Origin of the sequence: Rhodococcus koreensis, assembly GCF_017068375.1 — a bacterium.
GTDB lineage: Bacteria > Actinomycetota > Actinomycetes > Mycobacteriales > Mycobacteriaceae > Rhodococcus_F > Rhodococcus_F koreensis.
Genome location: NZ_CP070610.1, coordinates 1,189,752 through 1,214,008, shown reverse-complemented (window position 1 = coordinate 1,214,008; position 24,257 = coordinate 1,189,752). Strand labels below are relative to the sequence as shown.

22 protein-coding genes and 3 pseudogenes are annotated in these 24,257 nt (G+C 60.8%); all 25 read right to left on the bottom strand.

Features of this window, described 5'->3' with window-relative positions; genetic code table 11:
• Positions 1–4 precede the first annotated feature (4 nt).
• The gene (locus JWS14_RS46495; RefSeq protein WP_420855172.1) at positions 5–1,174 is read right to left on the bottom strand and encodes an AMP-binding protein; all 1,170 of its coding nucleotides are present in this window, start codon (positions 1,172–1,174) and stop codon (positions 5–7) included.
• Positions 1,175–1,244: 70 nt separating this feature from the next.
• On the bottom strand, positions 1,245–2,924 hold the full coding sequence (locus JWS14_RS46490) for a class I adenylate-forming enzyme family protein (RefSeq protein ID WP_206016901.1): 1,680 nt from the start codon (positions 2,922–2,924) through the stop codon (positions 1,245–1,247).
• On the bottom strand, positions 2,924–3,214 hold the full coding sequence (locus JWS14_RS51600) for an SDR family oxidoreductase (RefSeq protein ID WP_206016900.1): 291 nt from the start codon (positions 3,212–3,214) through the stop codon (positions 2,924–2,926). Before JWS14_RS51600 ends, JWS14_RS46490 begins: the two co-directional genes overlap by 1 nt.
• Positions 3,215–3,278: 64 nt before the next feature.
• Positions 3,279–4,058, bottom strand: a complete 780-nt coding sequence (gene fabG / locus JWS14_RS46480; RefSeq protein ID WP_141471500.1) for a 3-oxoacyl-ACP reductase FabG — start codon at positions 4,056–4,058, stop codon at positions 3,279–3,281.
• Between the two features lie 367 nt (positions 4,059–4,425).
• Positions 4,426–5,346 carry an enoyl-CoA hydratase-related protein gene (locus tag JWS14_RS46475; RefSeq protein WP_206016899.1) on the bottom strand — a complete coding sequence of 307 codons (921 nt, stop codon included), beginning with the start codon at positions 5,344–5,346 and terminating at the stop codon, positions 4,426–4,428.
• Between the two features lie 25 nt (positions 5,347–5,371).
• Positions 5,372–6,541, bottom strand: coding sequence for a thiolase family protein (locus tag JWS14_RS46470; RefSeq protein ID WP_164065116.1), 1,170 nt, complete (start codon positions 6,539–6,541; stop codon positions 5,372–5,374).
• An 81-nt stretch (positions 6,542–6,622) separates the two neighbouring features.
• Entirely contained in the window at positions 6,623–7,411 is a 789-nt protein-coding gene (locus JWS14_RS46465; RefSeq protein WP_206016898.1) for a crotonase/enoyl-CoA hydratase family protein, read from the bottom strand.
• Between the two features lie 25 nt (positions 7,412–7,436).
• Positions 7,437–8,588 carry an acyl-CoA dehydrogenase family protein gene (locus JWS14_RS46460; protein WP_105417938.1) on the bottom strand — a complete coding sequence of 384 codons (1,152 nt, stop codon included), beginning with the start codon at positions 8,586–8,588 and terminating at the stop codon, positions 7,437–7,439.
• A gap of 55 nt (positions 8,589–8,643) precedes the next feature.
• The gene (locus tag JWS14_RS46455; RefSeq protein WP_164065114.1) at positions 8,644–9,408 is read right to left on the bottom strand and encodes an SDR family NAD(P)-dependent oxidoreductase; all 765 of its coding nucleotides are present in this window, start codon (positions 9,406–9,408) and stop codon (positions 8,644–8,646) included.
• A gap of 441 nt (positions 9,409–9,849) precedes the next feature.
• A pseudogene (locus JWS14_RS50870) lies at positions 9,850–10,295 on the bottom strand (DDE-type integrase/transposase/recombinase); the annotation flags it as partial.
• A gap of 164 nt (positions 10,296–10,459) precedes the next feature.
• Positions 10,460–10,768, bottom strand: a pseudogene (locus JWS14_RS46450) (IS701 family transposase); the annotation flags it as partial.
• Positions 10,769–10,873: 105 nt separating this feature from the next.
• On the bottom strand, positions 10,874–11,044 hold the full coding sequence (locus JWS14_RS46445; RefSeq protein WP_206016897.1) for a hypothetical protein: 171 nt from the start codon (positions 11,042–11,044) through the stop codon (positions 10,874–10,876).
• A 111-nt stretch (positions 11,045–11,155) separates the two neighbouring features.
• The gene (locus JWS14_RS46440; RefSeq protein ID WP_206016896.1) at positions 11,156–11,941 is read right to left on the bottom strand and encodes a hypothetical protein; all 786 of its coding nucleotides are present in this window, start codon (positions 11,939–11,941) and stop codon (positions 11,156–11,158) included.
• Positions 11,931–12,140 carry an SDR family NAD(P)-dependent oxidoreductase gene (locus tag JWS14_RS46435; RefSeq protein ID WP_241031838.1) on the bottom strand — a complete coding sequence of 70 codons (210 nt, stop codon included), beginning with the start codon at positions 12,138–12,140 and terminating at the stop codon, positions 11,931–11,933. Before JWS14_RS46435 ends, JWS14_RS46440 begins: the two co-directional genes overlap by 11 nt.
• Before the next feature lie 526 nt (positions 12,141–12,666).
• A pseudogene (locus JWS14_RS46430) lies at positions 12,667–13,489 on the bottom strand (IS701 family transposase); the annotation flags it as partial.
• A 439-nt stretch (positions 13,490–13,928) separates the two neighbouring features.
• Positions 13,929–14,786: an SDR family NAD(P)-dependent oxidoreductase gene (locus JWS14_RS46425; protein WP_206016894.1), complete on the bottom strand. Its 858-nt coding sequence runs from the start codon at positions 14,784–14,786 to the stop codon at positions 13,929–13,931.
• A gap of 734 nt (positions 14,787–15,520) precedes the next feature.
• The gene (locus tag JWS14_RS46420; RefSeq protein WP_206016893.1) at positions 15,521–16,246 is read right to left on the bottom strand and encodes a hypothetical protein; all 726 of its coding nucleotides are present in this window, start codon (positions 16,244–16,246) and stop codon (positions 15,521–15,523) included.
• Positions 16,247–16,312: 66 nt separating this feature from the next.
• Positions 16,313–17,278, bottom strand: coding sequence for an MlaD family protein (locus tag JWS14_RS46415; protein WP_241031837.1), 966 nt, complete (start codon positions 17,276–17,278; stop codon positions 16,313–16,315).
• Positions 17,275–18,294, bottom strand: a complete 1,020-nt coding sequence (locus tag JWS14_RS46410) for an MlaD family protein (RefSeq protein WP_206016892.1) — start codon at positions 18,292–18,294, stop codon at positions 17,275–17,277. Before JWS14_RS46410 ends, JWS14_RS46415 begins: the two co-directional genes overlap by 4 nt.
• Positions 18,291–19,322, bottom strand: coding sequence for an MlaD family protein (locus JWS14_RS46405; RefSeq protein ID WP_206016891.1), 1,032 nt, complete (start codon positions 19,320–19,322; stop codon positions 18,291–18,293). The genes JWS14_RS46410 and JWS14_RS46405 overlap by 4 nt, the downstream gene beginning before the upstream one ends.
• Position 19,323: 1 nt before the next feature.
• Positions 19,324–20,325 carry an MlaD family protein gene (locus tag JWS14_RS46400; RefSeq protein WP_206016890.1) on the bottom strand — a complete coding sequence of 334 codons (1,002 nt, stop codon included), beginning with the start codon at positions 20,323–20,325 and terminating at the stop codon, positions 19,324–19,326.
• Positions 20,322–21,335: an MlaD family protein gene (locus tag JWS14_RS46395; RefSeq protein ID WP_206016889.1), complete on the bottom strand. Its 1,014-nt coding sequence runs from the start codon at positions 21,333–21,335 to the stop codon at positions 20,322–20,324. Before JWS14_RS46395 ends, JWS14_RS46400 begins: the two co-directional genes overlap by 4 nt.
• Complete coding sequence (locus JWS14_RS46390) at positions 21,332–22,423, bottom strand: MlaD family protein (RefSeq protein ID WP_206016888.1); 1,092 nt, start codon at positions 22,421–22,423, stop codon at positions 21,332–21,334. Before JWS14_RS46390 ends, JWS14_RS46395 begins: the two co-directional genes overlap by 4 nt.
• Before the next feature lie 4 nt (positions 22,424–22,427).
• Entirely contained in the window at positions 22,428–23,258 is an 831-nt protein-coding gene (locus JWS14_RS46385; protein ID WP_206016983.1) for an MlaE family ABC transporter permease, read from the bottom strand.
• A 43-nt stretch (positions 23,259–23,301) separates the two neighbouring features.
• Positions 23,302–24,219, bottom strand: coding sequence for an MlaE family ABC transporter permease (locus JWS14_RS46380; protein ID WP_206016887.1), 918 nt, complete (start codon positions 24,217–24,219; stop codon positions 23,302–23,304).
• Positions 24,220–24,257 lie beyond the last annotated feature (38 nt).

Here is a 24,257-nt window from a genome sequence, read left to right as displayed (position 1 = left end):
GTGGTCATGTTGCTGTGCGATCGGCCAGGAACAAATAGCCATCCGCATCAAGAAATCCGTGGTCACCCACTGCGGTCCAGGTGGGATGGTCGGGATGTCGAGCAGCAGCAGTTTTCTCCGGGTCCTTGTGATACTCGAACGGCTGGTCTTCACGTTCGAAATAGACGGTGCCAACCTCGCCGGCGGGTAGCTCTGTCCCCTCGTCGTCACAGATATGCAGTGTTCCGAGCACACTGCGACCTACCGAACAGGGTTTCGTGAGCCATTCGTCCGACGAGATGGTGGTAAATCCGTTTCCCTCGGTGGGCGAGTAGTACTCGTTCAAAATCATTCCTACCCAGTCGATCATGGACTTCTTGACGGAGGGAGGACATGGTGCTGCAGCGTGCACGACACTGCGCAGACTGGATAGGTCGTATTTCGCGCGAACGGCTTCGGGCAGCTGCAGCATACGCACGAACATAGTCGGCACCATCTGGGCGACGGTAACGAAATGCTGCTCGATGACCCGCAAAGCCTCCTCCGCGTCGAATTTCTCCATCACTACCACGGTGCCCCCATACGCGTGAACAGCACCGCACCAACGAAGAGGTGCAGCGTGATAGATCGGGGCCGGCGAGAGATACACATCTGAAAAGGTCAATTCATATGCAGAGCCGATGGCGCTCGTGGTGGGATCACCCGGCTGATCGACCTCGATCTGCAGCAGCGGCGATTTCATCCCCATTGGGCGGCCCGTAGTTCCAGAGGAGTAGAGCAGGTCGGAGCCGCGGGGACACTGGACAAGCGGCACACCTATGTTCGCACGCATGTCCTCGTAGGACCGATACCCCTCGATCTGACCGCCGAAACAGAAGCGGTCCGCGATCTGCAGGGTGAGCGGAACCAACGCTTCGGCAAGTGCCCGGACACCCGCCGAAACGACGAGAACCTTCGAATCACTGTCGTGAATGATGAAGGCAGCGTCGACGGGTGAGAGATTGCGATCGACCGGTGTCACGTACAGACCGGAGCGCAGGGCAGCCCAATATAATTCGAAGCACTCCGGCGCGTTGTCCGACACAAAAGCGAACGCGTCGCCCTTACGAAGCCCCAGGTCGTGGAGAACCCGCGCGAACCTCGCCGAGTTCTCGTTGAGTTCTCGATAGGTCAGAGTGCGTCCCGACTCGCTCATGACTACAGCTGGCCGGTCAGGCGATGTCACAGCATGCACACCGGGAAACATGTCGCTACCTCTCGAGTCGTTATCGACGGTGGGACGGTGGGTGACGATCAGCCAGAGAGGCTTCTGCGGCCGTCTCGCAACGCAGGGTTCCGTCGGAGATCATCTGGCGAACTTCGAGGGCGCGAACCTTGCCCGAAGCAGTGGTGGGCAGCGTGTCGGTGAAGTACCACCGCTGTGGCACCTTGTACTCCGCCAGATGCGTCGCACAGTGCCGTTCCAGATCCTCTCGAAGTGCGTGATGGTCGGTGGCCGCGTTGCACACCACCACTCCTGCGACGATCTCACCGAGCCGCTGATCAGGTATTCCGACAACGACCACCTGAGCGACAGCGGGGTGACCGCTCAAGCAGTCGGACACTTCGTTCGGAGAGATGTTCTCCCCTCCCCGGATGATCAACTCTTTGAGCCGGCCGGTGAGCGTGATCATCCCACGCTCATCCATCGATCCGAGGTCGCCGGTGTGGAGCCATCCGTCGAGGTCTACGGTGCGGGCAGTGGCCTCAGGGTCTCGAAAGTACCCCAGCATCTGCTGGTAACCACGCGCGCATATTTCTCCGGGGACGTCGACCTCTTGCGTATGCCCCGTGACCGGATCGGCGATGCGGCATTCGACCTGCGGAAGCGGGCGGCCGACTGTTGTGGTGATGCCCCTCGCGCTGTCGTCGCGTCGCGTCGCGGTCAATGGGGCCGATAGCTCCGTTTGACCATAGACGTTGAGCACCGTGCCACCGAACAATTCCCTAGCCTTCTCGATCATCGAGGAGGGTACGCTTGCGGCGCCGACCAGGATGGTGGGAATGGTTTGGGGTGCACTATGACCCGCCTCCGCCGTCTGCAGGAGACCGTGCAACATCGCGGGTACCAAGAGAATCGTCGAGACCCTCTCACGTTCGACGGTCGCCAGTACCTCCGTCGGATTCCAGCGGTCCACGATGACGAGGGTGCCGCCGACCGCGAGCGCTCCGAGGGTCGAGGTTACGCATCCGGCGGTGTGAAACTGCGGAAAAGGCGAGAGGATGACCGAGCCGGGTTCGACGCCAGCGGTCAGCAGCGTGATGCGTGCAACGTTGACCATGGACCGGTGTGCGAGGAGAACGCCCTTTTGCTTCCCCGTGGTGCCCGAGGTGTATTGCAGCATGGCGGCAGTGTGGGGATCAACGGACGGCCACTCGAACGCGGGATCGAGCGATTCCGTTGCCCAACGGGCGACGGTATCCAGGGAGTGAGCTGCTCGCACAAGTGGGCAATCGGGCAATATCGCCTCGATGACGGCGCCTAAGTCACGGTCACGGTAGGACGTCGTGAAGAGAAGCATCGTCGCTTCGGAGTTTGCAAGTGTGTATCGCAGCTCGTCGATTCCCGCTTGCGGGTTGAGGGCAACCAGGACCCGGCCGGTCATCGCGGCCGCGTACTCGATGAGCGGCCATTCGACGACATTGGCCACGAGCAGCGCGACATGTTCCCCAGGACGGGTGTGTTCGAGGAGAGCAGCGGCGATCGCCCGCGCCTTTTCGAGGATCTGGTGATATGTCAGGCGCTGATTCTCTCCGCGATGATCGTTACCGATCAGAGCCAGACGGTCCCCGAACTGGCCTGCCTGTGCTGTCAGCAGGGTGGCCGAGGTGTGGTCGAGCAAATCGATGCTCTCGTCTCGAGTCCAGTGTGCCTGCCGAAGCGGCGTGCCGATCCCTGCGGACATTATGTCTTCCATTCTCCCAAAGGCACCCGCTGCCCGGTCGGTCGTGAGCGGATGGTGTGAGACTCGTCCGACCAGGTGCCGGTTATCGCGATTTTCAGCTGCTGACGAATTACGCTGGCGGATTCGTAATGTCGTTCCGGACGTCGGTTCGCGGCCATCCCACTCCCCGATGTCTGCCATCCGCCGTCGATGACGAGATTTTGACCGGTGACGTACGACGACTCGTCCGACGCGAGGTACACCGCTCCTGCGGCGATGTCGTCGCCTGTTCCGAAGCGCTTGACAAGCATGTGATCGAGGCGCCTGGTGTCCGAGGTTCGACCGCCTGATGACAGATTTGGAGCTCCGACCTTCCTACATCAGCCGTCCGCCGCCGACCTCGAGGACTGCACCCGTCATGAAGCTCGACAGATCCGAGGCCAGGAACAGTGCCGTACCCGCGACCTCATGCGGTTCCCCCGCGCGCTTCATCGGAATCGTCGATTCCAGGTTCGCGAACGCTTCGGCAGACATCGCTGCGGTCATGGGTGTGCGGATGAGTCCGGGCGCGATCGCATTGACACGAACAGCCCTGCTCGCGAGTTCCTTCGCGGATGCTTTCGTCATGCCCACGATGCCGGCCTTTGCCGCGCTGTAGTTGGTCTGGCCGAAGTTACCGCCCTTACCCGACAGGGAAGACATATTGATGATCGAGCCGCGCCCCTGCTCGCGCATGATCGCGCCGGCGGTCTTCACACCGAGCCAGGTGCCGGTCATGTGGACGTTGACGACCAGTTCGAAGTCGCTGAGCGACATTTTCGCCATCCGGTTGTCGCGGGTGATACCGGCATTGTTGACCCAGATGTCGAGTGATCCGAACTGTGACACAGCGCTGTCGGCTACCCGTGAAACCGCGTCTTCGTCGGTCACATTGCATGCAAGAGCCACCACATCCCCGCCACCAAGCGATTCCGCGGCGATCTCGGCCTTGGCCTGGTCGAGATCGGCGATGATGACCTTCGCGCCGTGCTTGGACAACGCCGCGGCGATCTCGTAACCGATTCCCTGAGCGGCTCCGGTGACGACGGCCACCTTTCCTGCTACCAAGCCCGGCTCTGTGACAAGCAATTCCGGAGCCAATGCAATTTCAGACATTCGTCAAACCCTCTTCTCATAGCATGCTCTGCCGATTATTACTCGCTGCACTTGATGGTTGGTTCGTAGATGCGTTACATATGGAGATCGCGATAGAACCGCTCGGTCGGGGGCGTCCGAATCTACCCCAGGGCCTTCGTGCCTCCGGTCCGCGATGCCGCGGTTCGTCCGGAACAAGGACTGGAAGGCTAAGTGTCGCCGAATTCCACTGCAAGCTCTACATTTTTCCATTTTCGAACCTTGCCCGCTGCACTCCTCGGGAAGGGCACACCCGAACAGAGGCACCGCAATGGATGTACTCGGCGATAGCGTCGGCCTCGTCGCGGCGAAGTCCTCTGCTTGCGTATGAATACGATTACTGCCGTGACTATCTGGACGAAGCCGTCTTGGTCGATGACTCGAGTTCTGATCTGTATCGAGTCGTGCTGGGAGGTATACGCTCAATGCCTTCGTAGGCGGGTTCGGGACGCCAGGGGAACCATTCCGGAAGGTCGGAGCCCGGGTTGAGGGTCCACACCGGAGTACGCTTGTCCAGGAACGCCTTGACTCCCTCTGCGGCGTCCGGGCCCGATCCGGTGTACGCGATCGCCGCGGACTCGATCTCATGCGCGACCATCGGGTGGTCGGCGCCCATCATCTGCCACAGCAGTTGGCGGGTCAGCGCGACGGATACCGGGGCGGCGCTTCGTGCGATTTCCTGCGCAATCTCGGTGGCGACGGCGAGGACTTCTTCGGCGGGATGGAGGCTGCGCACCAGCCCGGCTTCGAGAGCTTCCTTGGCCCGGAACACTCGCCCGGTCATCGCCCAGTCCAGGGCACGGTTCGGTCCGACGACGCGCGGGAGGAACCAGCTTGCCGCGCCGTCAGGAACGATGCCACGAGCTGTGAACGGGAACCCAATCTTCGCCGAGTCCGCGGCGACCCGGATGTCCATTGGAAGAGTCAGTGACGCACCGAATCCCACGGCCGGCCCGTTGATCGCAGCGATGACGGGCTTGAGGGAGCGGAAAATGCGCAGGGTTACTCGCCCACCGGTATCACGGGGCGGACCTGATTCGCCGTTTGTCCGGTTGAACGAGTCCCCCCCGGAGGAGAGGTCCGCCCCAGCGCAGAACGCACGCCCGGATCCTGTCACCACGACGGCGCGCACCGAGTCGTCGGCGTCGGCAGCGTCGAAGGCGTCGATGAGTGCGTCGCACATGGCGGTGGTCACTGCGTTGAGGTTCTCGGGGCGATTGAGTGTCACGAATGCGACGTTGTCGGAGACCTCGTAGAGGATATCGGGCACGGTCTGTGGTCCTTTTCCGGCTTGTTCAGTGGTTGAGGAGTTCGAGGATCGTGGCGTTGGCCATGCCGCCACCCTCGCACATCGTCTGGAGCCCGTATCGGATTCCGTTCGCCTTCATGTGGTGGACGAGCGTGGTCATCAAGCGGCCACCAGAGGCGCCGAGCGGATGGCCCAGGGCGATGGCGCCACCATTCGGGTTCAGACGGGTCGGGTCGGCACCGGTCTCGGCCAGCCAGGCCATCGATACGCTCGCGAACGCCTCGTTGACCTCGAATGCACCGATGTCGGCGATGCCCAGCCCGGCCTTACCGAGGACCTTCTCCGTCGCCGGAATCGGACCGGTCAGCATGAGCACTGGGTCGACACCGGCCAGCGCGAAGCTGTGCAGTCGTGCGAGCGGCTTCCATCCCAGCTGACGTGCACGTTCACTGGTCGTGATGAGCAGTGCGGAAGCGCCGTCGGAAATCTGCGAGGAGTTCGCGGCCGTGATGACTCCGTCCTCGGAGAATGCCGGCTTGAGCTTGGCCAACGACTCGAGCGAACCGCCGCGCCGCACACCCTCATCGGTGTCGACGACCGATGACGTACCGTCCTCACCCGTCACCTCGATGGGAGCGATTTCGTTCTTGAAACGGCCTGCATCGATCGCCTCGGCGGTCTTGGCGTGCGACTCGAGTGCATGCTGGTCGAGATCGGTGCGGCTGAAACCCCAGCGGCGGGCGATGGTCTCCGCGCTCACTCCCTGGTTGAACTCGATTCCGTCGTAGCGAGCAAGAGCTTTGGGTCCGTACGGTTCCCCGAACCCTGCCCGCCGCGGTGAACCCATCGGCACGCGACTCATCAGCTCGACACCGCCGGCGACCGCGATGTCGTACTGACCCGACATGACACCCGCGGCGGCGAAGTGGACTGCCTGCTGCGACGAACCACACTGACGGTCGATGGTCACCGCGGGGATGTCCTCCGGCCAGCCGGCTCCGAGCACGGCGAAGCGGCCCAGGTTACCGCTCTGTTCACCCACCTGCGACACGCAGCCCCAGATCACGTCCTCGACCAGGGTGGGATCGAGGTCGTTGCGGGCCGCGAGTGCCTCGAGCACCATGGCGGACAGGTCAACCGGGTGGACGCCGGCCAAGGCGCCGTTGCGCTTCCCTACGGGGCTTCGTACTGCATCGACAATGACGGCGTCTCTCATCGGACTACCTTTCTCGGCTTCTGACTACGGTCGCGACGGCACCCTCTGGCCGTCGTGGGGGGTCGATCGATTTGTGGGTCTTCAGGATCCGGTCCACTTCGGCGTCCGCTTCTCCGCGAACGCCCGGGCACCTTCTTGTGCGTCGGAGGACGCGAAGACAGGACCGGTGATGTCTCGTTGGCGATCGAACTGCTCGGTGGTGGACCAGTCACGCGCCTGCGCGACCACTTGCTTGGTGGCGCGCACGGCGAGCGGACCGTTGGCCACGATCCGTCCGGCCAACTCGAATGCCCCGGCCAGCGCCTCGCCCGGTTCGGTTACCCGATTGATCAGTCCGAGTTCGAGAGCGCGGTCGGCGGTGAGGTGCTCACCGGTCAAGGCGTACTCGAGTGCGACTCGTTCGGGGATCAGCCTGGGCAACCGGAGCAGTCCCCCGGCGGCGGCAACCAGACCCCGTTTGGTTTCTGGCAGGCCGAAGACAGCGGCCGATGAGGCCACGACCAGATCGCAGGCAAGTGTGATTTCGAAGCCGCCTGCCAGGGCATAGCCCTCGACTGCGGCGATCAGGGGCTTCTGTGGTGGGTTCTCGACGAAACCTGCGAAGCCGCCCTGGGGTGTGGCCGGGCGGATTCCTTGTACGAACGCCTTGAGGTCCATTCCTGCGCTGAAAGTGCCGCCGGCTCCGGTAATGATGCCGACGACCAGATCGTCCCGCCGGTCCAGTTCCGCGAGCGCCGACTCGATTCGCTCTGCGACTTCCAGATCTACCGCGTTCCGTGCGCTGGGCCGATTGATGGCAATCACCAGTGCGCCATCTGTGACTTCGGTGAGCACGACTGGGGCATGCGTCTTTGGCTCAACTGCTGTCATCGCGATCCTCCTGTGGCAGTGCGATTCATAAGCCCAGCGACTTGCTGATGATCGTTTTCATGATTTCGCTGGTTCCGCCGTAGATTCGGGTCACCCGTGCGTCGGCGTAGAGACGGGCGATGGGATATTCGAGCATGTATCCGTATCCGCCGAACAGTTGCAGGCACTTGTCGACCACTCTGCCCTGTAACTCTGTGCAGAAGAGTTTGACCTTGGCCGCGTCGACGGCGCTCAGTTCGCCTTGGTCGTGGTCGTCGAGCGCCCTGTCGACGAGCATCTGCCCCGCCTCTATCTCCGTCGCGCATTCGGCGAGAATGAATTTCGTGTTCTGCATGCTCGACAGCGGCCTGCCGAAGACGTTGCGGTCCTTGACGTAGGTGGTGGTTTCGTTTAAGGCGGCGACTGCGGCAGCCTGTGATCCCACTGCGATCGACAGCCGTTCCTGGGCGAGATTGTGGCCGAGGTAGTCGAACGCACGACCTTCTTCGCCCAACAGGTTCGCAGCCGGCACCCGCACGTTGTCGAAGTACAGTTCGACGGTGTCCTGCGCCTTCATCCCCAGCTTGGACAGGGTGCGGACCACACCGAATCCGGGGCTCGAGGTTTCTACGACGAGGATGCTCAGGCCCGCGCGCCGGTTGTCCAGGTCGACCGGTGCCGTCCGTGCGACGACGAGCATCAAGTCTGCGTTGACGCCACCGGTGATGAAGGTTTTCGACCCGTTCAGCACGTAGGTGTCGCCATCGCGGGTGGCGGTACTGCTGATGCCTGCGAGGTCCGATCCGGTCCCCGGTTCGGTCATTGCGATTGCGGAGATCAGGTCGCCGCTGGCGGCGCCGGGAAGCCATCGTTGCTTTTGTTCCGCAGTGGCGTACTTCAGCAGGTACGGCAGCACGATGTCCATGTGAACTCGCAGCGACCCCAGGCCGAGCTTCGCGCGCAGGGTCTCCTCGGTGAGGACGGCGCTGTACTTGTAGGTCTGCTCGCCGCTTCCTCCGTATTCTTGCGGGATCTGGATTCCGAGAATGCCGAGCTCGCCGACCTCGTTGTAGAATTCGCGCGGCGGAGCGCCCTGCTCTTCCCACTTCTCGAAGTTGGGTACGACATTCTTTTCGAGGAACCCTCGTACCATCCGCCGGAATGCGTCGTGTTCGTCCGTGAAAACCTTGCGTTTCATCTCGACTTTCCTGATCAGTGAAGGGGTAGTCGTGGCCGTGGTGGTCCAGCCTCAGTTATCGCGGTGCCATGCGGTTGGCGCCGTCGAGCCGGAGGGTCTCACCGTTCAGGTAGCCGTTGTCGATGATCGAGCACGCCAGCTTGGCGTACTCGTCCGGTTCACCGAGTCGCGCCGGGTGGGGAACCCCACTTGTAAGGGACTGGCGCACGTCGTCACGCAATCCTGCAAGCATCGGGGTATCCATTAGGCCCGGCGCGATCGTGCACACTCTGATGTTCTTTGTAGCAAGGTCGCGCGCTGCGCAGATCGTCAGGCCTGCGACACCTGCCTTGGATGCGGCGTATCCGGCTTGTCCGATCTGCCCCTCGAAGGCAGCGATGGACGCGGTCCACACCATCACGCCACGCTCGCCGGCGATCAGCTCGTTTCCGGCCATGTTTGCGGCGGCAACACTTGACACGTTGAAAGTCCCGAGGAGGTTGGTGCGCACGATAGTGGCAAACAAGTCACCGTCACCCCGCGAGCCGTCCTTGTTCACAAGCCGGACCGAGCCTCCACGGCCGGCTGTGTGCACGAGCACTCGGAGCGGTGATCCGAGCGATGCCTCCGCAACGGCGTTCTCGACTTCGCCGATGTCAGTCACATCGGCAGGAACGAATCGTGCGCGTTCACCGAGCGATGCCGCGACTTCCTTTCCCTGCGAGGACGGAAGATCAGCGATGACAACCGACGCACCCAGGTCGATCAGTCGGCGAGCTGTTGCGAGCCCCAGTCCGGAGGCTCCGCCCGTCACCAGAGTGGACTTGCCGTTGATATCCATAACTCCCTCACCAAACATGTAGGTGCGACCTACTGGCGGCAGCAGTTCAGCCACCCCGTGCCGCGTCGCGGTCGGCGAGAGCGATCGTCGTGCACCGATCCGCTCACATAGATTTTATACTAGATTAAATCTAGCAGGGTCAAGGGGGATTGCCGTGCGGATCGCCAGGACCAACTAGTGCATGGACACAGAGCGGTGACACCCAAGCACTGTTACGCCGTCATTCGCACTACCCGGGCCAAACAACGGTCCGCAGGGCATTTCTACCCACGGTATGCGCACCCCAGACCCATGCTGGGACACTGCCCGGTCCGTTGGCTGCCAAGTGGACGCGGAAGTTTTATGCCGACACCAGTTTTCTAATGTAGATTCATACTATAATGTGGTAGTCACTGGTAGTTTGGTCTACTGCGAGAATTTCGGACATTGAAGGGGATTGATTCAGGCCGCGATCGTCGGCCGCTGGTAACTGCAGTGGACGTCGTCCGGGTACCGGTAGCCGAGCGCAGAATCCCGGCGCCGCGAGTTGTGAACCCTACGATGCACCTGACGATGTCCTGTCGCGCTCGCTGTTTCGTTGCATAGAACGTGCGGTAGACACATTCGTTCTTTAGCGCTGCGAAGAAACTTTCGGCCATACTGTTGTCCCAGCACACCCCCGGTACGCCCCATCGAGGATCGAATTCCCAATCCGGCCACGAGCCGCCGAAATGCGCCAGAGGTGTACTGGGCGGCCACGACCGGAGTGAAAGACCGCCCCCGGCTCGATCAGGGTCGTCGAGGCCGCGTTCGCCAGCTCGGCTGCGATCAAGTCAGTGCGCATGTGATCGGGCGATCGACCACCCGACCACCTTGCGGGAGAAACAGTCGATGACCGCCACAAAGTACTGCAACGACAGTTTGCGACGTCGACGTTTGTAGTGGCTGGCGCGCGCTCTGGCCTGGCTGGCGCGGCGCCAGTTCGACCAGTGCCAGACATGCACGAGGGCGTGTTCGACCGGACAGGCGACGCGGTTGAACAATCGCCGGATCTCGTTGATTGTCAGAGGTATTAGATCTCGGTTACCAGCCGGAGATCCCGTTTTTGAGCGCCGCGGCGCAGGATCGTCAGGAAGGCGGCCGCGGCCATCGACAAGGTGATGTGCAAGTACCAGGCCGGGTACCCGCGAACCTGGTAGTGGTCGAGCCCGGTCTCGTTCTTGGTGGTCTGAAAGCACTCCTCGATCGCCCAGCGACTACCGGCCACCCGGACCAGCTCGGCGGGTTCGGTCTCGGCGTGGCCTTAACATATGTAGTAGGCCATCTCGTCGGGGTCAGTGATCGACCGGCGGGCCAGCAGCCGGTGATCGCGACCCCGTTCGCCACATTCGGAGTCGCCCGAACCCAGCCGGCGCTTGTAGCCGTTGGGCGCGCTGGCTTCTGGGTCTCGACCACTCCGGCGCCTAGACGGCCGCCCAGTTCGAACTCATCGATGCCGGTGGTCATCGACCTGAACCATCCCGTCGGTGGTGAACACGCTCTCGACGCCCTGGCGCGGGGCCGCTGGGCAGGTCCGTTTCCGGTAGAAGCCACCGAACACGTCCTTGGGGATCTCCCCGATCGCCTGGCATTCGGGGACCGTCGCCTCGAACGCCATCGGCCAGAACACACCACGCTGACAGATATGTTTCCCGTCTCCGTAACCAATCCGGTTGATCGGCCGCAAGTCCCCAGCGGACGGCCCGGTGGGGGACTCCTCCGCGCGGGGTCAGCTCCATGGTTGGACTAGGTCAAGCACGAAGGCCATCACGCCGATGCTGATATAGAAGGCGGTCGGGCAGATTGCGAAGCCTATTGCGAACAACGTCCAGGGCTCGGCTGAGGACCGGCCGGGCAGGCGAGGGCTGTCCTCGGTCACGGCGACGGACGGGCGCGCCCCGGCACCAACCGGAGTGATGACCCGCTGGTCCGCATCGACGACCGCCGGAGGACCGTTCACCGCCATCGTCCCGCGCTCGTGCTGCATCCGCACGATCCCTCGGCCGGTCCACGCCATCAGCATCAGAATGATGTTGACCCACACCAGGTTGGTGTAAGGGACGCCGAGAACCGTCCACTCCTCCCGGTAGCCATAGCGGTAGATGTCCAACGCGTAAATCGTCAGACCCTCGACACTCACATCGAGCACCGCGAAGAAGACCGGCAGCACGACGTACTGCCAGCGACCCAGTTTTCGGTCGAGCCAGTCACGGTAACGCAGGATCAGCAGGGTGGTGATCCCGAAGAACGTCGCGTACGAGCACGGCGACCACAGCGGCTCGGGCCGGCCGGCGAGCGTGAAAAGGTTGATCGACCGAGCATCGTAGGTGAGATTGAGGAACCAGTGATCAGTGAAGATCCAGTCCCAGAAGAAAATCGATATACATCCAACGTAGAGGCCGGCGAGAAATCGGGTTCGACCAAACCGGAACACCAAGTATCCACCGAACACCGTGCCCAGGACTTGGGCGAACTCGTAGAGCCGAAGGACCACCAGCGGCGTCTCAGCCAACATGCGCCCGGACCCCGCTTACGTAATCAACCGGCTCGATCATGACCCCTCGACCACTCGAACGGACGAGCTCCGCCGTCTCGTCGGCGCCCGCACGATTGCCTCGATACGCCACGACGACGTCATGGCCATCCTCCGCCAGGTTACGAGCGATGGCCCGACCCAGACCACCGGACGCCCCGCCGACAACCGTCCAGCTCATCGATTCCACCATCTTCTCTTCTCACTCCAAACTCGAGGATCGTCCGGCACAGGAAACAGACCGCGCGTCATCACGACTTCACGGCGCAGCTACGGGCCAGCTGAACGGGGACCAACATTCCCGGAAGTATCTAATTCAGATAAAATATTAGGTGCATGCGACCGGGATCGTCAACAAAACCAGGGTGTCGCAGTCACGACCGTAGAAGGGAAGTAAGAATCGGGTTTGTGCCACACCCAGCGACGAACGATGCCAGCAGCGCTCCCTAATCGACTACCAAGCCCGAATGCACCGATTCGTTGATGTTGTCGTCGTGAATTCCGTTGTGTGGAACGGGTTGTGGGGACGTGGGTGATCGTCCGACCTGGTGTGTCGGGTTGTTTCACTGAGCCTTTCGCATCCAGGGTGGCATGTGTGATCGGTGTTAGGTGATGATCGGCTGATTTCCCTCCGGGCGGTGGAAGCGATGTGTGCGAGCATGGACAAGGTGGTGTGGATACCATGCACGGTAGGTACGCCCCTGTTACTGGACCAGGCCGGCCTCGTTTCTTGGCCTGCTGGAAGCACTCCTCGACCCGCCACCGCGATCCGGCGACGACTGCGAGTTCGGTGAGCGTGGTGCGCCGGGATCCGACGCCGATGTAGGCGATCTCGGTCGGATCGGAGAGGGACCGGCGGGCGAGCAGCCAGTGCCCCGCCCGGGCGCACAGGCGCTCCGGATCGGCACCCGAACCGAGGAGTATCCCGCGGGCGGGGTGCGCCGTCGCCGGCCGAGATCCGGCGCCACTGCCTCGGCGGGACCGCGGCGATCATATCGCCCGCCGGTCCGGGGTGAACACGTCGTCGTTGCGCCGGGTGGCCAGCACATAGGACACATCGCGTTCCTCGAGCCACACCCGCAGGGACTTCACCTGCCCGTACGCTTCGTCGGCGGTGAGTCAGGAGAACGGCACCTTCGCATCGAGAGCGGGTTCGATCATGTGCTGCGCCAGCACGGGTTTTGGTCGCGAACTCGACCCCATCCCCGATGCCGGCGGCGCGGCACCGGACCCGATCGGCGGTCCACGATTCGGGGCAGGTGCAGCTCCCGGTCGATGAGCGCGTGCCCGGGCCGCGCTCGCGTAGGCGAGGAACACCCCGATCTGGCTGTTCTCGATCCTCCGGCCGTGCCGGAGTACTGCCGGGCCACCCCGGCCGACGGGTGCCCTCTTCAAGACTCTGTCTCGTCGACGATCAATACGCCCATGTCAGCGTCGCCGATCGTCTCGACCACGACCTCACGCACGTCGTCGCGGAGCCCCTTCACAGTCCCAGGAGTAGAAGTTCAGCAGCCGCTGCATGCCCTCCGGGCCGCATCACCGGCCATCGAGCCACGTCGGATGCTTCTGATGCCAACTGCGGCACCTCCGGGGCCGGACGGCAAGACGCAGTTTGCGGCGCCACTTCGCGACTACCACGCCCCCAGGAATGGACCTCGACATCAAGAGCGATACCACCAGCGCCGCAGGGCTTCCGAATTCGCTACATTACCGGGAGATCTCGGCACCGGCTACCCCGTCGCCCGCCCGCAGCAATGCCCGCGCCTGGACTACCTGTCGGTGCGGCGGCGCGTGGATCCAGCAGTCCGCCCGAGCTCTGCCCGATATTCGCCACTGACCGTCCACGTCACGGCAACCATGAACGCAGCATGAAATCGCTTGCTACTTCACAGACGGACCATTGGCTCGAGCAATCGTTTCGATGGACAAGCCGAATCCTGCGGCGCGAAAACCCTCAGACACCCGGTTGTTATGATTCGGCGTCTGTCGCGCGGGAGATGCTGGCCACGACGCGCGCCTCGTAATCTTTCCGGGTCCCTTGATCGATCTGGGGACCTAGACGGTCGATCTTCGTAACCCGAAACAGCAACGAACGGAGTGTGTACGGCAACGCACCGTAGACGTGGGCGGCTATTCCGACTACACCAGGCGAGAAGATAGCGTGCCGCTTTCGCTTCAGGCCTTCGATGATTGCATCGGCGACTTCTTCTGGTGTAACGCCGCGCATCCCGCGCATCTCCTGTAGTCCCGCCGCCAGTTCCGTCTTGACGATGCCGGGGCCCACCGACGACAGATTAATACCACTGCCCGTCAGTTCGAGACGCACGCTATCGGTGAGACCAACGATCGCGTGCTTTGTGCCGACGTATGTGGCGACGCCGGGGGCGGGCAACCACCCACCGGTCGATGCCAGGTTGACAATATGGCCGGCGCCTCGCGGCTTCATGCGTCGTAGGGCTTCCTTCATCCCGATGAGGGTGCCGCGGTAGTTGACGTCGACCAAGCGGTCTGTCATCTCGTCGGTTTCGTCAATAAAGTAGCCCACCGGCATGATGCCGGCGTTGTTGACGAGGATGTCGAGCGGACCGAAGTGCTGTTCGGCGGCATCGAGAACCGAGCGGAACTGCTCGCGGTTGGAAACATCGAGTGACCGACTAATGGCGTTCTTGCCGATGGCGGTAGCGACGGCCTCGGCAGCCGCCCCGTCGAGGTCTGCGACGACGACTCGTACACCCTCGCGTGCGAGGGCCTCGCACGTCGCCCTTCCAATTCCTCGGCCTCCGCCGGTGACGACGGCGACTTTGCCGCTCAGTGCAACTTGGTTCATGGCTGTCTCCTAAAAGTTCTGCTCCGTTGTTGACTGCGGATCTGCGTTATGTGGCCCGCAACCCGCGCAACGATACACCTGACGTACCGTGTATCAGAGTATCGTTTTTGTCTGCCCCAGGCCAGGTCTGTGCAGAGCACGTGCCGTTTTGCGGTCAGCCGCGCGGCTCGGCGCGTGACGATGGCGTCCGTCCGGTTCACTATTTCCAGCGGCTTCGGTGACATGCCCATACCCGAATCAGCATCGCGCGCCTTCGTTGACGCGAAACTGCTGCTCGTGGCGACCTTCTTGTTCCCAAATGATGTAGCGGCAGATCCCGCGCTGGACTTCTCGCGATGAGAGGAATTGCCGGTGTCGAACGCGAGAATCGGCGCAGTGGATCTCGCGGGGCAGGATCCGACGTGGTTCCACTATCGGGGACCTGCCAACCCCATCGCCGGCCGGAAGAATCGGCAAGTTGGGTCAGGGCCCAGGCAGAAAATGTCCAGATCGTGTTCGCTCGAAATGAGCGACCTTCTCATGATCTCCGCGGTCGGCTACGCTGGACGATTTCTGGCTCCACCTCATAGAGCATCGAATCCATCAGCACCGGAGACGTTGTATCCCATTCTCGACGCACCACACCGCAGGCGTGGACACGGCCAAAAAACGGGCGCCTGCTTGCCGGTTGACCGTCGAGCTGGACACCGTGTAATGAATATGCAGCCGATCTGCCATGCAGTACTGGAACCGGATTACCGCGGAGGCACCGCCGGCGCCGGCGGCGACTCCACAGATGGCGGGGCAGTCGACGACGAAGAGGGCGGCGGATTGCCAGCACCGCCGAGCGACGCATCATCTCCCCCAATGTCCGAAATCTTCCAATTGTCGCGGCCGTCGACCGTCAACTGATAAGAGGCAGTCGAATCGATTCCGTCGGGCGCCTGACTGTTCGTTGTCAATACCTTTACGAAGGCAGTCACGGTATACGAACCGTTATTCTCGGAAACTACTTTTGCTGCCACCGGTTTCGCTGTAGCCACCCATTGCAGCGGCGTGATGATCTGCTCCATCGACGATGCTGCGTGTGTCAGCCGATCCGCCAATTCATCGCTTGTGCCACTGGTTAAGCGCGAACGCCAGGACGCGAGATCGCGAAAATCCATCTGCGCGGCGCCGGTCGAGTAGTCGAGAGCCACCTGCTCCGCATGCGAACGGGCGTCCGCATTGTCACGCATGCTGTTCAGGTCGTCCGTTTTCCCATGGAGTTGCCACCCGAGGATTCCGATCGATCCGATCATTGCAAGGAGTACGAGGGCGCCGATGAACGAGCGGACCCGGATGACTCGGTCACCATTTCGCAGGCGGCCTGCAACGGCCCCGGTCTTGTACTGGCGGACATCACCTTCGCCGCTCTGGACGACCGCCGACTCTTCATTAGCCTGCTGTTTAGTTGTTCTAGCTTCAGTTCTACTGATCATGTTCCCAATGCCTTTGAATATCGGTTTTCTTGATGGCGCTCCGAGTAGTAACTTGGTGGATGAAACTCAGCCTCCTCCCAACCCTTGGAGATGCAGCGTGAGCGCATCGCCCGCATCGGCCGCAGCGAGCGCATTCGTAAGCAGATCTGACACCGGGATTGTCCGAAGCGACGCTGCTGCAGCAGTCATGCTCGGAAGCAGATCGCCACCGATCACGTGCAGATCCATCGCGTTCTTGTCGAGAAACGCCTGCGATTCAGCGAGAAAGGGCTCCACTCCGTAGGTAATGCCATCCGGAAGCGATGCCAGGCCGACAACGTCGAAATAGCGGTTGATGACGTTCGCGAACCCTTGGCCGAACTCTACGATGTTGGGCGTTGCTCCATCGAGCGCGTATGGCACCGGCGCACTTTGTTGGAGTAGCGGTTGTATTACCTGCAACAGCTTGTTGAGATCACCCCTCCGAGTGATGATCTCGTTCGCCAGAAGTTCACCGACTCTATTCAAATTGTTGAGCACGCTGGCATCTTCGGGCAACGCGACATCAACACTGGCGAAGACCTCCCGTACCCGGTCGGGGTCGACCTGCTCCAACATCAAGGTGAGCCGCTTTGAGAAATCCTGGAGCGAAGTTGGCTGACTTACCCGCGAAGAATCCACGACCGAACGATTCTCGAGGAAGGGGCCTCCCGAAGAACTGCTCTGGATAGCCATGTACCCCTCGCCGAGCGCCGACATGTTGTCAACGCGAAAGGTGCTTTCGATCGGAATCTCGTAGCTCCGGTCATAGTTCCACTTGAGTTCAACACCGTCTGCAGACGCATTCAATGCGGTCACATGACCGATTTGCACTCCGCGTAGCAGCACTCTGGAACCGACGACCAAACCATTCGTGTCGGTCACCGTCATGCTGGCCTCGTTAACCTTCTGCAAAGGCGAGACGTTCAGCCCGAGATTCCCCAGGTAGGCAAACGACGCCACGGCCATCGCAAGCATCCCAACGACGGAGATGCGCGTCTTTGTGAAGATCATTTCACTGCTCCGAGCATACGCAGAACGTTCTCGACATCAACCAGAACTTGATCTCCGTTCGCTGCCTGGATCGACTTAATATCAACCTGAGGATCCTTTACGAATGGAACAAGTGTTGTGCGAATAAAATTGTCCAATTTCTCGCCCGAAGTCGGCCCCTCGTCCCACATGTAGCGAATAGACTGCCCCGCATCGGCAACAGAATTCAGCATCGGAACCAGCCACATTCCGCCCTCGAAGACACTGCCAACGTTGGGCAGTACGACGCTCAGATGACCGATGAATTTCTGATTCAAGCTCCGCCAGTAGTACGTGCCTGTGTGATTCTCGTCGCCTTCGAACATGATGGAGAGCGCATCAGACTGGCCATCCACCGCGACGGCTGTCGAATTCATGCCGTCCAGCATCCGATCAATCTCGCTGAGGTGGTCCGAAAGGTCGCGCAAATCGACTGCGACTGTCGATGCGATCGCCCTCACATCCTGGACCTGCGGCATCACGTTGTTGAGGCGTTTCATTGTGTCTTGAACCTTCTGGATGCTGCCGCCGTTAACGAAGTAGGCGAGCACCGCCATCGTATCCTCCAATTGCGGAGGCGATGTGGTCTGTGCGGCAGTAATCAGCATGCCCGGCTTCAAATACTCCACCTGCGCCGAATTCTGATTTGTTTCGAGTGCGATATACGTATCGCCGAGAAGCGTGTCTTGGCGGATAACCCCGTGTATGTCGGTGGGGATGCGGGCATCACCTGCCACGTTAACGGTCACCGCAACCACCGCCCCCTGCACATCCACGGCCGTGACCTGTCCGACTCTCAGCCCGTTGAGCGTTACATGCGCGCCGTCCGGAAGGTTGAGCGCACTCGCGAATTGAATCGTGATGGCGTAGCCGTCTCGGACACTGCCTTGCACCGATGGCAGGTCCTTCGGCCCCAGTGAACACGATGCGGTCAACGCGACCACGAAACACATCGAAATGGCGCCGAGACCGTGCTTCCATCGTTTGGCTTGGCTCATCGAACGCCCTCAACTAAGAGTCTGTCGAGATTTCCAGTCAGGACAACCGGTTCACCGGATCCATTGTCGACAGTCATCGGCTGATAGTTCATCGTCGGTCCACCCGGACGGCCGAACTGTTGCTGTAGCACGGTCGTCACCGAAGGGAGGGAATCAAGCAGACTTGCAAGATCTTTGGACCGGGTCGCGGCAAGGTGAATCGCGTCGCTGACAGGCCCATGCATCGTCGGCCACAGCAGATCACCGTAATGATCTTGAATGCTGTACAACACCGCGATTAGGTATCCGGTGCCATCGACCAGCTTCGTGACGCCTGGCCACAGGTCAATTCCCTCGGCAACCACATCCGGCAGTTCATTCAGGAGCGAGCTGACAGTCGACCAGTTGTGCAGTGCTTCCTCTGTCAAGGGCGCCATGTTGAGAACGCTCGAACCGATATCGGAGACCAGTTGGTCTGGACTCTCTGCGGCAGCCGATGCGTGCTCCAACATCGCGCGTGCGTTCTCACCCTGCCCCTGTAACTCCGTATCGAGACTTCCGATCGCGTGAGCCAGGCTCTTTTCACCCTCTGCCGGAGTCATTGCATCTACGAAGTCTGCTGCCGACCCGACAATTTCGGAGATGCTCTTCGGCGTGAAACTGCGATTCATTGGGATACACTCCCCTGGTTCGAGATGCGGGCCGGAATCGTAGTTGCCGACTAGTTCGAGGCTCCGGTCAGCCAGCAAGGATTTCGACCGTGTCACAACCTGCACGTCAGCACGATATTCGCGCCCTGGGTCTAGCGAGAAGCTCACGATCACGCGATCACCTGCAGGTTCGACGTTGTCAACTCTTCCCACGCGATAGCCCATCTGGGTCACCGGATTGCCTGGGTACAACCCGAGGGAGTCTGGCATTTCTGCGCAGAATGCCGACGTGCTGCCGTGCGAGTCACCGCGTACCACGTACAGGCTTCCAGCTACTACAAGCGCAATCGCTACAGCACCGGTCACGGCTGCGGCGAGCTTCCGATTGATGTGTGACATGTCAGCACGTCCCTCCTGGAACAGGAACACAGACCGTCGAGGCCAATATGGTTCCTCCGCTGATCTGGGCGATTCCCGCCGGCGTCAGCCACGCAGCCAGGCGATCGCGGAGCTGTTGGAGTTGATCGATGGCGGGACCCATGTCCTGCTGGAAGGCACCGATCGAATCGCGCAGTTGCTCGATCTTCGGGCGCATTTCAGGTTCGTGGGCAAGATAGAATTTTTCGAGCGGAATGACACGGTACAAGACCTCACCGAGGAGCGTATAGGCCTCGTTGAAGCCGGCGTTCGTATTGTGATAGGTGGACAGCACCACCTCGATTCGGCGGATCAAATCGAATACGAAGTCACGCCGTTGATTAAATTGCTGTAGATATTGTGCCGCCATATTCACAATGTCACGAATCTGCTCACGCTGGTGGTCCATCACCGTGCCGATGCTGTCCATTCCCGAGATGATCGTGGCGAGCGAACCCGGATTTCGTTGCAGGGCATCTGCTGTCTGATCGATGTTTGCGTCGATCGTGCCGCCATTCACGCTGTCGGTGACGATCGGCGCCGCCTGAAGCACATCAGCGATAGAGTACGGGACGTTCACGCGGTCGACTGGTATAACGGCCGAACCAAGGTCGTTGTTGCCCAACGGAAGCACCGAGACTGCATACCCGCCGACCGGAGTCAACATTCGCACGTCAATTCGGGAGTCGGAGCCGATAAAGACCTCTCTTTTGATCTCGGCGGTCACCCGGACGAACGAATCCCCGATGGACAGGGCAGTGACCTTGCCGACGCTGATGCCGGCAACACGGACGTCGTCACCGACTTCAATTGCTGCAGCGTCTGTCGTTTCGAACGAAATTTGTTTGCGGCCTGGCGGTTGTACGTACACCATCACTGTGATCGTCAACGCGATGGCCATCACGACCACGACCGCGATGCCGAGCGTCAGCTCACTGCGGTACCCCTGGGTGATCCGCCTCAATCCCCTGACCACAACGGTCATCGTGCGTTGCATACAACTACCTCGCTGCCATTGAGAAGCACCTGGACTGTCGTCGGCAATGTGGCGACTCCGTTGGTGCAAGATACGTTGGCCGAGGTCGCCGACACCTGCGGTAACTGCAGGCCCGCAATCGACGCGGGGAGCAAGCGCAGCGCATCGGCCGCAGCCGGTAGAGATTCGAACGCGTTTGTCAGCATCTGGTCAACATCCATCTCATGTGTCAGACCGAGTTGCTCGATCAATCGGAATAGCGGCCGCATGAACTGAGGCCCAAACACGGCTGTCTTCTGGAACTTGTCGAGGACTGTCATCGCATCTTCAATCGAATAGTTGAGCGAATCCAGGAAATCCATCACCTGCGGCGAACGGCTGCCCATTGTGTCGGCGATCCGCGCCATGTTCGCGGTCAGCGTCGAGAGGACTTGTTGACGGTCGCGTGCCATAGCGGCGAGTTTGTCCGCGCTTTCGAGCATCGGAGCGAGCCCCCCGCCGTCACCCTGCAATAGCGCAATCGCATTCTCAGTGAAGTCGTTGATCTCGGCGGTGCTCATCGTGGTCAAAACGGGTTGCAAGCCGTTGAACAGCTGCGTGATGTCGAAGGACGGCTTGGTATTGGCTGTGGTTAGATGACCGACCGGCGTTCCTGGATTCTCAGGCACCGTCAGCTCGACGTACCTGGCACCGGTGAGATTCTGATACTTGACCGCGAGCTCCGTTGTGTTCGTGAGTTCGTACGGTTCTTTCAGTGTGAATGCTACCTGGGCGAGGGTGTGACCGTCCTGACTTGTGAGCTCAACCGAAGTCACCTTGCCGATCTGCACGCCTCTGGTTCTAACGTCACCATTCTCGTGAAGTCCAGATACGTCGGTGAATTGCGCTGTGTAAGACCGTGTATCACCCTCGACAGGGCTCTTCATCGCGTTGACCACAATGACGAACAACAGTGCAGCGACTACCGCCACCACACCCAATTTGAGTGCCGTAAGCCCAAGTTTCATATGCGGCTTCATCGAGGTATCTCTCCCTGCTGCGCCGCCGTCGCCCCCGCCATCGCACTGAGTGGCGCTGCCAAGGACGGAAGGTCGTCGAGCGCGACGCGAAGGTTGAGGACCTTTTTGTCGCCGTTCGTCGTAAAAACGTTGTTGTACCGATCGATCAGGCTCGCGAGTTTGCCCAGCGCCGTGCCATTGTCGAGAAGGTTCGGCAGTGCGGTGGCGAACGCCCGTGCGATCTCCGTTAGCGGTGTCAACTCTGTCGCGTGTGAAGCCAGCAGAATGCCGGCCGAACCAAACAGCTTTTTCGCGGCCAGGTCAAGTCCTTCGGCACCCCGGTCCATCATGGGATCATTGACACCAAACGAGCCATCGGGTCTCTTGTTGAACTTGGTGTCGAAGAGGATGTAGAACGCCTGGATGGTCTGGTCGCTGAAGGCCGGCATCACGTCCAGGACGTCGTTTACCCGAGACAGCAACGCGCTCGGTATCTCCTGTTGCGTTTTCGCCACTTCGTCAGCCAGGACAATGCCGGTCTGGATCAGCGGCGTCATGCCGTCGCTGTACCGGATGACCTTGTTCAAGGTAGTGATCATGCTCGTTGTAAGGGTTCCATCGATAGTGTGTGACCCCTGTTCGAGCAGTGTCGACATCGTGTAGTCACCGACCGTTGTGCGCTGGAGTTCCGCCCCGGAGACCAGGTTGTTACCCCCCTCCTTGGCCACCAGATCGACGGCCGCGACCCCAAAATAGTTGAGCGGACGGAAGTCCAAATCCATCGAGTCTGTCAACCCCTCGACCTCATCAGGCTTCAGAGACAACTGGATGCGTACCATGTCTTGATCCGTCTTCTCGACGGACGTCACCTCACCAACTTCGGCACCTCGCAAAATCACCCTGGTACCTTCGGCCACGCCAGGCCCGACCTGAAGAGTTTCGACCGTGAGGCGCAATCCGTCGGGTTTTGTCAGAAGCGGACGAATCCAGATAGCCGTTACAAGCACGATCGCCACCAGCACGATGGTGAGACCGGCAGCAGTGTTGACCATTCGGGTTTGGTGCTCGTCGGACCCTCGGATGAAATCCTGATTCCTCGGTTTGCTCATTATCTTATCCTTTGAAGGTCAACACCGGGCTCAGACCCCAGAGCGCCACCGTCATGCAGAAGTTCAGTACCACGATCAATACGAGGCTGGCCCGAATCGCCCTGCCTGATGCCAATCCGACCCCGGCCGGCCCGCCGCTGGCAAAGTATCCGTAGTAGCAATGGATGATTGTAACGACGACGCAGAACGTGATTGTCTTGAAAACCGATGCTCCCAGATCCGGCCAATTTAGGAATTGCGCGAAGTAGTGGTCGTACGTTCCGTGTGGTTGTCCTTCGAAAGTCTTCACGATTACACCGCCAACGAAGAAGCTCACCACCAGCGCCATCAGGTATCCGGGCAAGACCACCAACAGACCTCCAATGAGCCGGGTGCCTACGACGAATGGAATTGATTGCAGGCCCATAGCTTCCGTGGCGTCGATCTCCTCCGAAATTCTCATGGCGCCAATTTCTGCTGTCATGCGGCAGCCGGCCTGTGCGGCAAACCCGATTCCGGTGATAATCGGCGCGATAACGCGAATATTGCCGAACGATCCGATGATGCCTGTGAGGGGACCGAAACCGAGCAGGTCGAGCGCTAGGAACGCCTCGATGGCGACCACAGCGCCGACCGCGACACCGAGAAAGAACATTAGGCTGATTACGCCGCCGTCGACAACCAATGAACCACTGCCCCAAGCCATGTCGTTCATGGTCTTCCAGGTGGCCTGACGGTAGTGTTTGACGGTTCGGGGAAGGGAGATGACGACTTTCCACACGAACACCGCCAGCTGGCCGATCTCACCGGCCATGCCTGATATGCCGCGCCCCACCACCCTGAAGGGCCGCAACATGACCGGTGCAACCGGGCTGTATTTTGAGCAAGCATTCATTTCATCAGGCCAATCGGGTCGGATAGAACATCAGCTGCAGCTGGCTGACCAACAGATTTGTGATAAAGATACTGAAGACACTAAGCACCACCGACGCGTTGACGGCGTTCGCCACCCCCTTGGGCCCGCCATTCGCCTCGAGTCCTCGCAGACTGGCTATGGAGACGACGATTGCGGCGAACAGAAACGCTTTCAACACCGAGAACGCTAGATCGGTGGGAGAGGTAAATGCGCCGAACGACTGCCAGAAGCTGCCCGGTACGACGTCGGCGACATTCACAGAGATGATGAGGCCGGCAGCGACACCGGTCGAGATGATGATGATGCAAAGGATGGGAGAGATTAGGAGCATCGCCAAAAATCGCGGCATCACCAGACGTTCTACCGGGTCCACGCCCATCACCCGCATCGCGTCGATTTCCTCGCGGATTGACCGTGCACCCAAGTCGGATGAGATTGCCGAGGCAGCCGCGCCACTCATGAGCAGACCCGCCGCCATCGGTGCACCCTGGCCTACGACACCGAGTCCGCTTGCCGCGCCCGCGAGTGAACTGGCACCGACCTGATTCATGATGCCACCGACCTGGACCGACACCTCGGCGCCGATCGGGATAGCCATCAGCAACGCGGGCAGCGCCGTCACCTTGAACAGCAGCCACATCTGATCCGCGATCTCATGCACGGGCAGACGCAGCTTGATCGTGTCAACAACGGTGTACCGCAGTACTTCGGTAACCAGATGTACCAGCCTGCCCAACGTCTCCAGGCTCCGGACTGGCGCACTTTTGTTAAGGTACCCGGCCGCCCGCTGCGTCCGGGCAGGCCGAGCGTTCGCGCCTGTGTGACCGCCCTTGAATGTCCCGTTTGCCGAACCTCGCTGATCATGCTCCAGCGGAACCTCGGTGGTTGCCAGCGTCCCCATCGATCCTCTCCTCGCGTGTAAGCGCACGACAATTCCGT